14 protein-coding genes and 1 pseudogene are annotated in these 12,967 nt (G+C 68.7%); 6 read left to right on the top strand and 9 right to left on the bottom strand.

Annotated features, from left to right (window positions below; translation table 11 throughout):
* Window positions 1–14 precede the first annotated feature (14 nt).
* Window positions 15–1,370, top strand: a complete 1,356-nt coding sequence (locus F6Q13_RS07780; protein WP_293054826.1) for an FGGY-family carbohydrate kinase — start codon at window positions 15–17, stop codon at window positions 1,368–1,370.
* Here the strand turns inward: F6Q13_RS07780 and F6Q13_RS07775 are convergent.
* Together F6Q13_RS07775 and F6Q13_RS07770 are read right to left on the bottom strand one after the other, a co-directional pair.
* On the bottom strand, window positions 1,364–1,510 hold the full coding sequence (locus tag F6Q13_RS07775) for a hypothetical protein (RefSeq protein ID WP_293054825.1): 147 nt from the start codon (window positions 1,508–1,510) through the stop codon (window positions 1,364–1,366). The two genes, F6Q13_RS07780 and F6Q13_RS07775, sit on opposite strands and share 7 nt — an antisense overlap.
* Window positions 1,490–1,561, bottom strand: a pseudogene (locus F6Q13_RS07770) (class I SAM-dependent methyltransferase); the annotation flags it as partial. The pseudogene F6Q13_RS07770 and the gene F6Q13_RS07775, both read right to left, overlap by 21 nt.
* Before the next feature lie 332 nt (window positions 1,562–1,893).
* Here F6Q13_RS07770 and secY point away from each other — a divergent pair.
* From secY to F6Q13_RS07750, 4 genes are read left to right on the top strand one after another with little or no spacing between them, the layout of a single operon-like run.
* Window positions 1,894–3,219: a preprotein translocase subunit SecY gene (gene secY, locus F6Q13_RS07765; RefSeq protein WP_293054862.1), complete on the top strand. Its 1,326-nt coding sequence runs from the start codon at window positions 1,894–1,896 to the stop codon at window positions 3,217–3,219.
* Entirely contained in the window at window positions 3,216–3,761 is a 546-nt protein-coding gene (locus F6Q13_RS07760; protein ID WP_293054824.1) for an adenylate kinase, read from the top strand. The genes secY and F6Q13_RS07760 overlap by 4 nt, the downstream gene beginning before the upstream one ends.
* Window position 3,762: 1 nt before the next feature.
* Entirely contained in the window at window positions 3,763–4,563 is an 801-nt protein-coding gene (gene map / locus F6Q13_RS07755; RefSeq protein ID WP_293054823.1) for a type I methionyl aminopeptidase, read from the top strand.
* Between the two features lie 50 nt (window positions 4,564–4,613).
* The gene (locus F6Q13_RS07750) at window positions 4,614–5,120 is read left to right on the top strand and encodes a MarR family transcriptional regulator (protein WP_293054822.1); all 507 of its coding nucleotides are present in this window, start codon (window positions 4,614–4,616) and stop codon (window positions 5,118–5,120) included.
* 16 nt (window positions 5,121–5,136) lie between these two features.
* On the opposite strand, the gene F6Q13_RS07745 is transcribed toward F6Q13_RS07750, so the two are convergent.
* Together F6Q13_RS07745 and F6Q13_RS07740 are read right to left on the bottom strand one after the other, a co-directional pair.
* On the bottom strand, window positions 5,137–6,345 hold the full coding sequence (locus tag F6Q13_RS07745; RefSeq protein ID WP_293054821.1) for a GAF domain-containing sensor histidine kinase: 1,209 nt from the start codon (window positions 6,343–6,345) through the stop codon (window positions 5,137–5,139).
* Window positions 6,342–6,995, bottom strand: coding sequence for a response regulator transcription factor (locus F6Q13_RS07740; RefSeq protein WP_293054820.1), 654 nt, complete (start codon window positions 6,993–6,995; stop codon window positions 6,342–6,344). Before F6Q13_RS07740 ends, F6Q13_RS07745 begins: the two co-directional genes overlap by 4 nt.
* Window positions 6,996–7,078: 83 nt before the next feature.
* On the opposite strand from F6Q13_RS07740, the gene F6Q13_RS07735 reads away from it, so the two are divergent.
* On the top strand, window positions 7,079–7,627 hold the full coding sequence (locus tag F6Q13_RS07735; RefSeq protein WP_293054819.1) for a haloacid dehalogenase: 549 nt from the start codon (window positions 7,079–7,081) through the stop codon (window positions 7,625–7,627).
* Here the strand turns inward: F6Q13_RS07735 and mmsB are convergent.
* From mmsB to rfbB, 5 genes are all read right to left on the bottom strand, one after another.
* Entirely contained in the window at window positions 7,624–8,499 is an 876-nt protein-coding gene (mmsB, locus tag F6Q13_RS07730) for a 3-hydroxyisobutyrate dehydrogenase (protein ID WP_293054818.1), read from the bottom strand. The genes F6Q13_RS07735 and mmsB overlap by 4 nt on opposite strands.
* 12 nt (window positions 8,500–8,511) lie before the next feature.
* Window positions 8,512–9,708, bottom strand: a complete 1,197-nt coding sequence (locus F6Q13_RS07725; protein ID WP_293054817.1) for an acyl-CoA dehydrogenase family protein — start codon at window positions 9,706–9,708, stop codon at window positions 8,512–8,514.
* 5 nt (window positions 9,709–9,713) lie between these two features.
* Window positions 9,714–11,234, bottom strand: coding sequence for a CoA-acylating methylmalonate-semialdehyde dehydrogenase (locus tag F6Q13_RS07720; protein WP_293054816.1), 1,521 nt, complete (start codon window positions 11,232–11,234; stop codon window positions 9,714–9,716).
* A 115-nt stretch (window positions 11,235–11,349) separates the two neighbouring features.
* Window positions 11,350–11,961 (bottom strand): dTDP-4-dehydrorhamnose 3,5-epimerase, encoded by a 612-nt coding sequence (gene rfbC / locus F6Q13_RS07715; RefSeq protein ID WP_293054815.1) that lies wholly within the window; start codon window positions 11,959–11,961, stop codon window positions 11,350–11,352.
* 1 nt (window position 11,962) lies between these two features.
* Entirely contained in the window at window positions 11,963–12,958 is a 996-nt protein-coding gene (rfbB, locus tag F6Q13_RS07710) for a dTDP-glucose 4,6-dehydratase (RefSeq protein WP_293054814.1), read from the bottom strand.
* Window positions 12,959–12,967: the final 9 nt, after the last annotated feature.

Raw genomic sequence — 12,967 nt, 5'->3', positions numbered from 1 at the left:
GTACGGTGACGCCCGTGTCACGCACAGAGGTCACAGTGGGCATCGACATCGGCACGACTGCCGTCAAAGCGGTAGCCGCCGACCAGGACGGCCGGGTGACGGCCCGGGTACGCATTCCGCACCGACTGCGCGTCCCGGCACCGGACCGACTGGAGCACGACGCGGACGAGGCCTGGCGACGCGGCCCGCTGACCGCACTGGAGCGGTTGGGCCGTCCCGACGCGCGAGCGGTGGCCGTCTCGGCGATGGTGCCGTCGATGACCGCAGTGGACTCCGCCGGCCGGCCGGTCACACCCGGGTTGCTCTACGGTGACGCTCGCGGCCGCATTCCGATGGCCGCGGACGCCGCAATCGCACCGTTGCCCCCGACGGGCGAGACCGCCGAGTTCGTGCGCTGGACGGCCGCCCAGGCCCCCGATGCGGCCGGTTATTGGCCCGCTCCCGCCGTGGCCAACCACGCGCTGGCCGGCGAGGCGGTGATCGATTTCGCCAGCGCGTTCACCGCCGCTCCGCTGTTTGACGGCACCGGCTGGAGTGCGTCGGCGCTGGCCGAGTCGGGGGCGACGGTCGAGGCGATGCCGCGCGTAGACACCTCGGGAGCGGCGGTCGGACGGGTCGGCGCCGGCGGCCCCGTGCTTGCGGTCGGTGCCATCGATGCGCTGTGCGAGCAGCTGGTGGCCGGCGCCGACCGGGACGGCGACGTGCTGGTGCTGTGCGGCACGACGCTGATCGTGTGGACGACGATCCCGCAGTGGCGCCAGGCGCCGGGATTGTGGACCATTCCCCACACCCTGGCCGGCCAGCAGGCCGGCAAAAGCCAGATTGGCGGCGCCAGCAACGCCGGAGGGCTGTTTTTGGGCTGGGTCGACCGCTTGCTGGCACCGGCGGACCCGGCGACGGCCGATCCGCGACGGGTGCCGGTGTGGTCGCCCTATGTGCGCGGCGAGCGCACGCCCTACCACGACCCGGACCGGCGCGCCGTGCTGGACGGCCTCGACCTGACCCACGATGCCGCCGCGGTGCGGCGGGCCGCCTACGAGGCGTCGGGTTTTGTGGTGCGGCAGCTCATCGAGCGCAGCGAGGCGCCGGTGGGGCGGATCGTGGCGACGGGCGGGGGAACGCGGGTCGAGCCCTGGATGCAGGCGATTGCCGATGCGACCGGGCGGCCGGTGCAGGTCTCGGCGGTCGCCGAAGGTGCCGCCCTGGGTGCGGCGTTCCTGGCCCGGCTGGCGCTGGGGCTGGAGACGTCGATGACCGACGCCTCGCGGTGGGCGTCGACCGAGCGCGTCGTGGAGCCCGATCCGGGCTGGGTCGACGCGGTCGACGACCGCTACCACCGGTTTTTGCAGCTTGCCGACCGCCGTTATTGACGGATCGCGGTCACCGCGACGATGTTGCGGAACGCGGCCATCTCGTCGTCGTCCGGGAACGTCAGGCCGCAGTCGGCGAACAAGTCCTGCCTGCGTCGGGTGGTCACCTGCCAGCCGCGGGCTTCCGGCGGCAGGTACATCAGCAGGCCCTCGGCGCTCCACGCGGTCGGCTTCGTGTCGTCGAATCCGCTGCCACAGGTCCCAACTGTCGTTGTCGCTGCGGGTCATCGGCATCTGTCTCCTCGGTATTCGTCGGTATTGGTCTGCACCCGGTCCACGTTCTGCCCGCCCCACGGCCCGGACTATAGTTAGCTAACGTAACGATCTAACCGAAACTGTACTCCTGGCCGCGGGGGACGCCCGCCTGCGCTGTTACTCTCGTAGACGGTTTGACGCGCCTGGACACCGTCTGGATACCAGCTCATCGCCTACAGGTGCTCGGCGCGTGATGCAGGAATACCCGACGCTGGCCAGAGCCAGCCCATCGCGGCGCGACCAGAGCCCGGCTGCGCAGGAGGACGAGTTGCTTTCCGCTTTCATCTCATCGCTGCGGACAGTCGACCTGAGACGGAAGATCCTGTTGACGCTGGGCATCGTCATTCTTTACCGGGTCGGCGCCACCTTGCCGTCGCCCGGCGTGAACTACCCCAACGTCCAGAAATGCATCGCGCAGGTCAGCGGCGGGGAAGCGGCGCAGATCTATTCGCTGATCAGCTTGTTTTCCGGCGGTGCGCTGCTGCATCTGGCCGTGTTCGCGGTGGGGGTGATGCCCTACATCACCGCGAGCATCATCGTGCAGCTGCTCACCGTGGTCATCCCGCGCTTCGAGGAACTGCGTAAGGAGGGCCAATCCGGCCAGGCCAAGATGACCCAGTACACCCGCTACCTGGCGATCGCGTTGGCGACTTTGCAGGCCACCAGCATCGTGGCGCTGGCGGCCAACGGCGGACTCTTGCAGGGCTGCAGCCTGGACATCATCGCCAACCAGAGCATCTTCACCCTGGTCGTCATCGTGGTGGTGATGACAGGCGGCGCGGCCCTGGTGATGTGGATGGGCGAGATCATCACCGAGCGCGGCATCGGCAACGGGATGTCCTTGCTGATTTTCGCCGGTATCGCCGCGCGCATCCCGGGGGAGGGTAAATCCATCCTGGACAGCCGGGGCGGGGTGCTCTTCGTCGCGGTCTGCGTGGCCGCGCTGATCATCATCGTCGGCGTGGTGTTCGTCGAACAGGGTCAGCGCCGCATCCCGGTGCAGTACGCCAAGCGCATGGTGGGTCGCCGCATGTACGGCGGCACCTCGACCTACCTGCCGCTCAAGGTCAACCAGGCCGGCGTCATCCCGGTCATCTTCGCGTCGTCGTTGATCTACATCCCGAACCTGATCACTCAGCTGGTCCGCAGCAGCAAAGCCGGTATCGGCACCAGCTGGTGGGACAAATTCGTCGGCAGTTACCTGGCCGACCCGTCCAACCCGGTGTACATCGCCATCTACTTCGGCCTGATCATCTTCTTCACCTACTTCTACGTATCGGTCACGTTCAACCCCGACGAGCGTGCCGACGAGATGAAGAAGTTCGGCGGCTTCATACCCGGCATCCGGCCCGGCAAGCCGACGGCGGACCACCTGCGGTACGTGTTGAACCGGATCACCTTGCCGGGTTCCATCTACCTCGGCGTCATCGCGGTGTTGCCCAACCTGTTCCTGCAGATCGGCAACACCGGGCAGGTGCAGAATCTGCCGTTCGGCGGCACCGCGGTGTTGATCATGATCGGCGTCGGCTTGGATACCGTCAAGCAGATCGAGAGCCAGCTCATGCAGCGCAACTACGAAGGGTTCCTCAAGTGAGAGTGGTTTTGCTCGGGCCGCCGGGCGCAGGCAAGGGTACGCAGGCTCAGAAGCTGGCCGATAAACTCGGGGTCCCGGCGATCTCCACCGGCGACCTGTTCCGCAGCAACATCACCGAGGGCACCAGGCTCGGTCTGCAGGCCAAGCGCTACCTGGACTCCGGCGACCTGGTGCCCTCCGAGCTGACCAACGCGCTCGTCGAAGAACGGCTCGACGAACCCGACACCGCGGGCGGATTCATCCTGGACGGTTATCCGCGCTCGTTGGAGCAGGCTCGGGCGTTGCACGACATGCTGAGCCGCCGGGGGACCCGGATCGACGCGGTGCTGGAGTTCCGGGTGTCGCAGGAGGAGCTGCTGAAGCGGCTCAAGGGGCGGGGCCGGGCCGACGACACCGAGGACGTCGTCCTCAACCGGATGGAGGTCTACCGCGACGAGACCGCGCCGCTGCTGGACTACTACCGCGACGAGTTGAAAACTGTGGACGCCGTGGGCACTGTCGACGAAGTCTTCGCCCGCGCACTGCGTGCCCTGGGAAAGTAGCATGATCGTCCTGGGCGGGCTGCGCAGTCACCGGGTCGTGCCTCATCGCAGCGCCGGCGAACTCGACGCGATGGCCGCTGCGGGGGCGGTGGTCGCCACTGCGCTGCGGGCGGTGCGCCAGGCCGCCGCGGCCGGTGTGTCGACCCGCACCCTCGACGAAATCGCCGAATCCGTGATTCGCGACGCCGGCGCCACGCCGTCGTTTTTGGGCTATCACGGCTACCCGGCATCGATCTGTTCGTCGGTCAACGACCGGGTGGTGCACGGCATCCCCTCGGCAACCGAGATTTTGGCGCCCGGCGACCTGGTCTCCATCGACTGCGGCGCAATCGTGGACGGATGGCACGGCGACGCGGCGGTCACCTTCGGCGTCGGGCCGCTCAGCGCCGCCGACGACGTGCTCTCGCGGGCGACCAGGGAGTCATTGGAGGCCGGAATTTCCGCGATGACCGCCGGCAACCGGCTCACCGACGTCTCGCACGCCATCGAAACGGCCACCCGCGCCGCCGAGGTCCGATATGGTCGCGCGTTCGGCATCGTCGTGGGCTACGGCGGTCACGGGATCGGTCGACGCATGCACATGGATCCGTTCCTGCCCAACGAGGGAGCCCCGGGGCGCGGTCCGCTGCTGGTGCCGGGTTCGGTGCTGGCCATCGAACCGATGCTCGCGCTGGGTACCGGCGAAACGGTGGTGCTCGATGACCAGTGGACGGTGACGACCGCCGACGGATCGCGGGCCGCGCACTGGGAGCACACCGTCGCGGTGACCGAGGACGGGCCCCGCATTCTGACCGCCGGCTGATCAGGCCGACACGCTGCTGCACCGCGCGCTGCGTTGCGGTAAGAAAGGGCGTGGCCGCCTCGAGACCGGACAACCGCGACCCCATCGCCGCGGCGCGGGCCAACTGGGAGCGTGCCGGGTGGGGCGATGTCGCGCAGGGCATGGTCGCGGTGACCTCAGTGATGCGGGCGCATCAGATTTTGCTGGCTCGGGTCGAAGCCGCCCTGCGTCCCTACGGCTTGACGTTCGCCCGCTACGAACTGTTGCGGCTGCTGGCGTTCAGCCGCACCGGGGCGCTGCCGATCACCAAGGCCTCCGACCGGCTGCAGGTGCACGTCACCAGTGTCACCCACGCGATCCGCCGGCTGGAAGCCGACGGGCTGGTGCGGCGCATCCCGCACCCCACCGACGGCCGCACTACGTTGGTGCAGATCACCGACCTGGGCCGCTCGACGGTCGAGGACGCCACGGTCACCCTCAACGAGCAGGTGTTCGCCGATATCGGGATGTCCGACGCGCAATCGCGGGCGCTGGTGAATGCGATCGAGACGTTGCGCCGGGGCGCCGGGGATTTCTGACGGCTCGCGCCGGACGCTACCTCGACCGCAGCGGAATCGTGGCGGTCACTGTCGTCCCGGCGCCGGGCCGCGACCGGATGTTCAACCGCCCGCCCACCAGCTCGGCGCGTTCGGCCATCGACAGCACCCCGTAACCACCCGTCTCGTCGCCGCCCAGCGGATGTTCGAACGTGTCGAAACCGACGCCGTCGTCGACGATTTCCAACCGCGCGGTGTCGCCGTCGACCGCGAAACGCAGCCGCACTCGCGACGCGGCGGCATGTTTGACGACGTTCTGCAGGCCTTCCTGGGCGATGCGGTACAGCGCCAGCTCGATGTGCTCGGGCAGCCGCACATCGGCGAGATCAAGGTCCAGCTGCATCGGCGGCATCGCCCGGGCCAGGCTGGCCAGCCCGCCGGATAACCCGAGGTCGTCGAGTACCGGCGGACGCAGCCCGCTGATCGCCGCGCGCGCCTCCTGCAAGGTCAGACCGGCCAGCTCACGGGCCTCGTCGAGGTTCCGGGAGGCGTCGACCGGATTCTGGCCGATGGCCCGCGCCGCGGCGTCGAGCCGGTAGGACAGGGTGATCAGCCGCTGGGAGATGCCGTCGTGGATGTCTCCGGCCAGCCGGCGGCGTTCGATCTCCTGGGCCTCGATGACCTGCTCGACGAACAGCTCGTGAGCACGTTCGCGGGCCACCAACCGCCGATGCAGCCGGGCCTGGTGCATCGCGCCGGCGATCAGGGCACCGATGACCCGCAACAGCTCCACGTCGCCGGCGGTGAACTCGCGGCGGGTGACGGTGTGCACGTTGAGCACCCCCACCAGGCCGCCGGGGTCGGTTTCCATCGGCACCGAGACCATCGAGGTGAAATCGCGCCCGCGCAGCGACCCGATCGGCAGGTAGCGGGGATCGGCCTCCTTGTCGTCGATGATCACGACCGGCTCGCGGTGGCTGGCCACCCAGCCGGAGATCCCCGATCCCAGCGGCAGCCGGATCTTTCCCACCTGGCCGTCGAACGGCGGCGTCGCGCCGGCCAGCGTCAGCGCTTGGTCGGTGTCGTCGAGCACGTGCACGAAGCAGACGTCGGCGCCGGTGGCCGCGGTGATCATCCGCGCGGCGGCCGCCGCCAGCGGTTCGACCCCGGGGCCGCTGGACGCGGCCTGGATGAGCTCGCGCAGCAGCGCCAGTTCGCGATCGGGGTCGACGAGATCGCGCACCGCGTTGGACACGCGACGAGTCATCGGTAGATGCCTTCACGCAGCGCGGTGGCCACCGCCCCGGTTCGGTCGCACACGCCGAGCTTGCGGTAGATGGACCGCAGGTGGCTTTTCACGGTTTCCTCGCCGATGACCAGCTTGTTGGCGATGCCCCGGTTGGACAGCCCGCTGACCATGTAGGACAAGATCTCGCTTTCGCGTTGCGTCAGGCCCTGACGCGCACCCGGCCAGAACTCGTCGCGCTGCAGCCGGGCGGCGGTGTCCGCGGCCCGGGCCGCCATCCCCGGATCGATCACGGTTTCGCCGCGGTGGACCAATTCCAGCTGGCGGACCAGCTCGTCGCTGCCGATGCTTTTCAACAGGTACCCGCGGGCACCGACCCGCAACGCCTGAAACAGGTACTGCTCGTCGTCGTAGACCGACAGCATCACGACCTTGCGCTCGGGGTCTCGCTCGCGCAGCGCCAAGCACAGATCCAGGCCGCTGGCGCCCTGCATGCGCACGTCGCACAGCACCACGTCGGGTCGTAAGTCCTCGATCACACCGATCGCGCGCTCGGCGCCGACCGCCTGCCCGACTACCTGCACCCGGTCGCGGAACGCGGCCAGCATCGCCTTGAGACCCTCAATGACCATCTCGTGGTCGTCGACGAGAACGAGTCGCACCGCGGCCATGACACCAGCGTAAAGTGAAATCGCCATGCCAATCCCCCCAACGGGGGAGGCCGGGGTCGCGGGACGGCGGGCACGGTAAAGGGGTGCGTCCTCCGAGTCAGCTGCGCGAGCCCCGCACGTTCTGGTGGGACCGCGCCCGTCCGGCAGACGCCGACGCGCACCCGCTGCGTGCGGTGATCTTCGACCTGGACGCGTTGGCGCACGTCGGAGACGACGGTGACATGGTGCCCAGGACCGGGCTGAGCGATCTGGTGATGAGCCTGTTCGTGGCCGGCATCTGGGTCGCCGTGGTGAGCCCGCGCGACCGGACCCGCACCGAAACGCTGGTCCGCCAACTGGTTGGCGAGGGACTCGTCGAAACCCTGGTGACCGTCGACGATCTGGCCGAGCCCGGCCGCGGTGTCGACCAGTGGGTCGAACTGTACCGCCTGGTGGTGTGGGAGCTGGGGATAACGCCGGACAGCGCGCTGGCGTTCGCGTGGTCCGCGGGAGGATCGCGGGCGGCGGCCGCCGCCGGTTTGCCGGCCGTGACCGCGCGCCACGACTACACCGGCGCCCAGGCGTCGGTCTCCGGCTGCCGGCAGTTGCACCGGCGCTGGTGGGTCCGGCGCACCCGGGGCGACGTCGCTTAGCGCCCGCGCAGCATTTCGATGACCGCGCTGAAGTCCAGGTCGCCGTTGTCCACGGCGAACCTGGCGTAGATCTCGGCGGCGTGAGTGCCCAACGGCGCCGACGCGCCGGTGGAGGCCACCGCAGCCATGGCCAGTCCCAGGTCTTTGTTCATCAGCGCGGTCGCGAAGCCCGGTTTGAAGTCGTGGTTGGCCGGCGATGTCGGCACCGGACCGGGCACCGGGCAGTTGGTGTGCACGGCCCAGCAGTTGCCGGTCGAGCCGGTGATCACGTCGAACAGCGACTGCGCTGACAGGCCGAGCCTCTCGGCCAGCACGAACGCCTCACCGACGGCGATCTGCTGCACGGCCAGCACCATGTTGTTGCACACTTTGGCGGCCTGGCCGGCGCCGGCGGCTCCGCAGTGGATGATCTTGCCCGCCATGGGTTCCAGCACCGGCCGGGCCCGCTGCAGGGCGTCGGCGTCCCCGCCGACCATGAAAGCCAGCGTGCCGGCGGCTGCGCCCGGCACGCCTCCGGAGACCGGGGCGTCGAGCTGGTCGAAGCCGTGCCGGCCGGCCAACGCGTGCACTTCGCGGGCGTCGTCGACCGAGATCGTGGAGCTGTCGATGAACAGTGCGCCTGCTGCTGCGGCGGGCATGATGTCGGCGTAGCAGCGTTTGACCGCTTCGCCGTGCGGCAGCATGGTCAGGACGAATTCGGCACCGGTGACGGCGGCGGCTGCGCTGTCGGCGATCGTGACGCCCCTGGCCGCCGCGGCGCCGGCCGCGGCGGCCAGCGGGTCGAAACCCTGCACGCGGTGGCCGGCCGCAACCAGGTTGGCCGACATCGGCCCGCCCATGTTTCCCAGCCCGAGGAACGCGATGGTCGGCAACGTCTGGTCCTCCTAGCTTCCGGCGCTTCCGGCGCTTCCGGTGCGCACCCGCGCGGCCTCGGCGCGGCCGATGACCACTCGCATGATTTCGTTGGTCCCCTCCAGGATGCGGTGCACCCGCAGGTCGCGGACGATCTTCTCCAGACCGTAGTCGCGCAGGTATCCGTAGCCGCCGTGCAGCTGCAAGGCCTGGTCGGCGACGTCAAAGCACGCGTCGGTGACATAGCGCTTGGCCATCGCGCACAGCTCGACCTTGTCCGCGTGGTCGTGGTCGAGCGCCGAAGCGGCCCGCCACAGCAGCAGCCGCGATGTCTGCAGCGCAGTGGCCATATCGGCCACGGTGAATCGGATGGTCGGCTCGTCGAGCAGCACGGTGCCGAATGCTTCGCGCCGGGCCAGGTAGGCCACCGCTTTGTCGAACGCCGCCTGCGCGCCGCCCAGCGAGCACGCCGCGATGTTGATGCGCCCGCCGTTGAGCCCGTTCATCGCGATGGAAAAACCGGTGCCTTCGCCGTCGGCCCCGCCCAGCATCGCCTCGGCGGGTACCCGCACGCCGTCGAGCACCACTTGCGCCGTCGGCTGGGCGTTCCAGCCCATCTTGTGTTCGTGGGCACCGAAACTGAGCCCGGCACTGCCCTTTTCGACGATGAAGGTCGATATCCCGCGTGGTCCCGCATCGCCGGTACGCGCCATCACCACATAGACATCCGATGCGCCGGCCCCGGAAATGAACTGCTTGACGCCGTCGATCACGTAGTCGGCATTTTTTCCTGAGCCGTTCTTGACGGCGCGGGTGCGCAACGCGGCGGCGTCCGACCCCGCGCCCGGCTCGGTCAGGCAGTAACTGGCGATAGCGTCCATGGTGGCCAGTGGCGGCACCCAGGCTTTGCGCTGTTCGGCGGTCCCGTAGGTGTCGATCATCCAGGCACACATGTTGTGGATGGACAGGAACGCCGCGACGGTCGGGTCGGCGATCGCCAGCTGTTCGAAGATCCGCACCCCGTCCAGCCGGCGCAGGCCGGCACCGCCGACGTCGTCGCGGCAGTAGATCGCCGCCATCCCCAGCTGCGCCGCCTCACGCAGCACATCGACGGGGAAGTGTTGTTCGGCATCCCATTGCAGGGCATACGGGGCGAGGCGCTTGTCGGCGAACGCCGCCGCGGCCTCGGTGATCTCGCGCTCCTCCTCGTCGAGGTCGAAGAACTGCATCGGGGCTATCCCATCGTCGGGATGCTGAATTCGGCGCCGTCTTTGATGCCGGACGGCCAGCGGGACGTGACGGTTTTGACCTTGGTGTAGAACTGGATCGACGCCGGCCCGTGCTGGTTGAGGTCGCCGAAGCCGGAGCGTTTCCAACCGCCGAAGGTGTGGTAGGCCACCGGTACCGGGATGGGCACGTTGATCCCGACCATGCCGACCTGCACCCGGGAAGTGAAGTCGCGGGCGGTGTCGCCGTCGCGGGTGAAGATCGCCACCCCGTTGCCGTACTCGTGTTCCGACGGCAGCCGCAGCGCTTCCTCGTAGTCGCGGGCGCGGACCATGCACAGCACCGGCCCGAAGATCTCGTCGGTATAGATCGACATGTCGGTGCGCACGTGGTCGAACAGGCTTGGCCCGATGAAGAAGCCGTCCTGCAGGCCGGCATCGCCGAACGCGAGGTCGTCGCTGGCGCGCTCGCGCCCGTCGATCACCAGCTCGGCGCCGGCGGCCACGCCGGCGCCGATGTAGTCACGGACCCGGGCCAGTGCGGCGCCGGTGACCAACGGCCCGTAGTCGGCCTTGGGGTCCAGGCTGTGGCCGACCCGCAGGTTGTTGATCCGCTCGACCAGCCGGCCGCGCAGCCGTTGCGCGGTCTGCTCGCCGACCGGGACTGCCACCGAGATCGCCATGCACCGTTCACCGGCGCTGCCGTAGCCGGCGCCGACCAGCGCGTCGACGGCCTGGTCGAGGTCGGCGTCGGGCATCACGATCATGTGGTTTTTCGCCCCGCCGAAACACTGCGCGCGCTTGCCGCTGGCCGCGGCGGTGGCATAGATGTACTGCGCGATGTCGGAGCTGCCGACGAACCCGACGGCGGCGATGCCGGGATGGCCCAAGATGGCGTCGACGGCTTCCTTGTCGCCGTGCACCACCTGGAACACGCCCGGCGGCAGGCCCGCCTCGACGAACAACTCGGCCAGCCGCACCGGCACCGACGGGTCACGCTCGGAAGGCTTGAGAATGAACGCGTTGCCGCACGCCAGCGCCGGCCCGGCCTTCCACAGCGGGATCATCGCCGGGAAGTTGAACGGGGTGATGCCGGCCACCACGCCCAGCGGTTGGCGGATCGAATACACGTCGATGCCCGGGCCGGCTCCTTCGCTGTATTCGCCCTTGAGCAGGTGCGGGATGCCGATGCAGAACTCGATGACCTCGATTCCGCGCTGGATGTCCCCGCGCGCGTCGGGCAGCGTCTTGCCGTGTTCGCGCGAGAGCAGCTCGGCCAGTTCGTCCATGTGCTCGTTGACCAGCTCGACGAAGCGCATCAGCACCCGCGCGCGGCGCTGCGGGTTCCATGCCGCCCAGTCCTTCTGGGCTTCGGCCGCCGACGCGACCGCGGCGTCGACCTCGGCCTTGCCCGCCATCGGGACCAGCGCCTGCACCCGGCCCGTGTTGGGATCGAACACCTCAGCGGTTCGAGGGGACTGTCCGCCGACGCGTCGGCCGTCGAGGAAATGCGGAATCTGGGTGGTCATGAGTGCCCTCGGGTACGTGACAGAACAGCTGTTACTAGGATATCCTACTAAATTACCCACAGGGTTGGCAAGATTGTGGGGAGGCCGTCCGGCCAAACCCGGCCGAAAGGCGGAGTCAGGCCGATGCCGGGTTCGACAATCCCGCGACGAACGCCCGGGTCTCGGCCCAGGTGGGCAGCAACCCGGCGGAACGCACCTCCGCCAGGGTCGGCGCGGCGGCATCGCGCTCGGACAGCACGACGTCGCGCCCGCCCGGCCAGTCGATCCCCAGCGCCGGGTCGGTGGCGCAGATGGTGTGCTCGCGCTGCGGATCGTATTCCGCCGAGCACAGATACATCACCGTGGAGTCGTCCTGCAGGGCAAAGAATCCGTGCGCAAGGCCTTCGGAAATGTAGACGGATCTGCGCTCTCTGTCGTCGAGCAGCACCGACGCCCAGCGGCCGAATGTCGGCGAGCCCAAACGGATATCGACGACGACGTCGAACACCGAGCCGGACACGCAGGTCACGTATTTCGCCTGGCTCGGCGGCAGCTGGGCGAAGTGCAGGCCGCGCAGCACGCCGGCCTTCGACACCGAGCAGTTGGCCTGGCGCAGCTCGAATCGGTGACCGGCGAATGCGGTGAACTCGTGGTCGGTAAGCCACTCGAAGAACGCCCCCCGGGAGTCGGAGTGCAGCTGCGGGGTGATCTCCCAGGCGCCGGGGATGTCGAGTTCGCGGGTCTTCACGTCAGTGACCCCGCCGTTCGTATCGCATCTCGACCTCGTCTTTGAAAGGGCCCCACCATGATTCGTTGGCCCGGTACCATTCGATGGTGGCGCGCAGTCCCTCTTCGAAATCGGTGTGCTTTGGTGCCCAACCCAGCTCACGCTGCAGCGCAGTGGGGTCGATCGCGTAGCGCAGGTCGTGACCGGCGCGGTCGGTGACGCGGTCGAAGTCGTCGGGGTCGCGGCCCATCAAGCGCAGGATCGTCTGCAGCACCGAGAGGTTGTCGCGCTCGCCGTCGGCGCCGATCAGATAGGTGCGGCCGGGGCGGCCCGCTTCCAGGATTCGCCGCACCGCGGCGTTGTGATCATCGACATGGATCCAGTCCCGGACGTTGGCCCCACTGCCGTACAACTTGGGCCGCCGGCCGGTGAGCACATTGGTGATCTGGCGGGGGATGAACTTCTCGACGTGCTGATAGGGCCCGTAATTGTTGGAACAGTTCGAGACCGTCGCGTGCACACCATAGGACCGCACCCACGCGCGCACCAGCAGGTCGGCGGCGGCTTTGGTCGACGAGTACGGGCTGGACGGGTTGTAGGGGGTGGACTCGGTGAACCGCGCCGAGTCGCCTAGCGCGAGGTCGCCGTAGACTTCGTCGGTGGACACGTGGTGCAGCCGCACGCGGTGACGCCGAACCGCCTCCAGAATCGTGTACGTCCCGATCACGTTGCTGTGCAGGAACGGCTCCGGATCGGCCAGCGCATTGTCGACATGCGTTTCCGCGGCGAAGTGCACGACCGCATCCGACTCGGCGACCAGCCGGGAAACCAGGTCGGCGTCGGTGATGTCGCCCTGCACCAACCGGATGTCGTTGTCGACGGGAGCCAGCGACTCGCGGCTGCCGGCGTAGGTGAGCGCGTCGAGCACCGTCACGGCGTCCTCGGGGTGTTCCCGCACGGCGCGGTGCACGAAATTCGCGCCGATGAATCCGGCGCCACCGGTGACGAGCAGTCGCATGCTCAGACC

Origin of the sequence: Mycobacterium sp., from assembly GCF_008709575.1 — a bacterium.
Taxonomy (GTDB): Bacteria; Actinomycetota; Actinomycetes; order Mycobacteriales; family Mycobacteriaceae; genus Mycobacterium.
The sequence above is the reverse complement of the archived record's forward strand: the minus strand, read 5'-3'. Positions and strand labels throughout refer to the sequence as shown.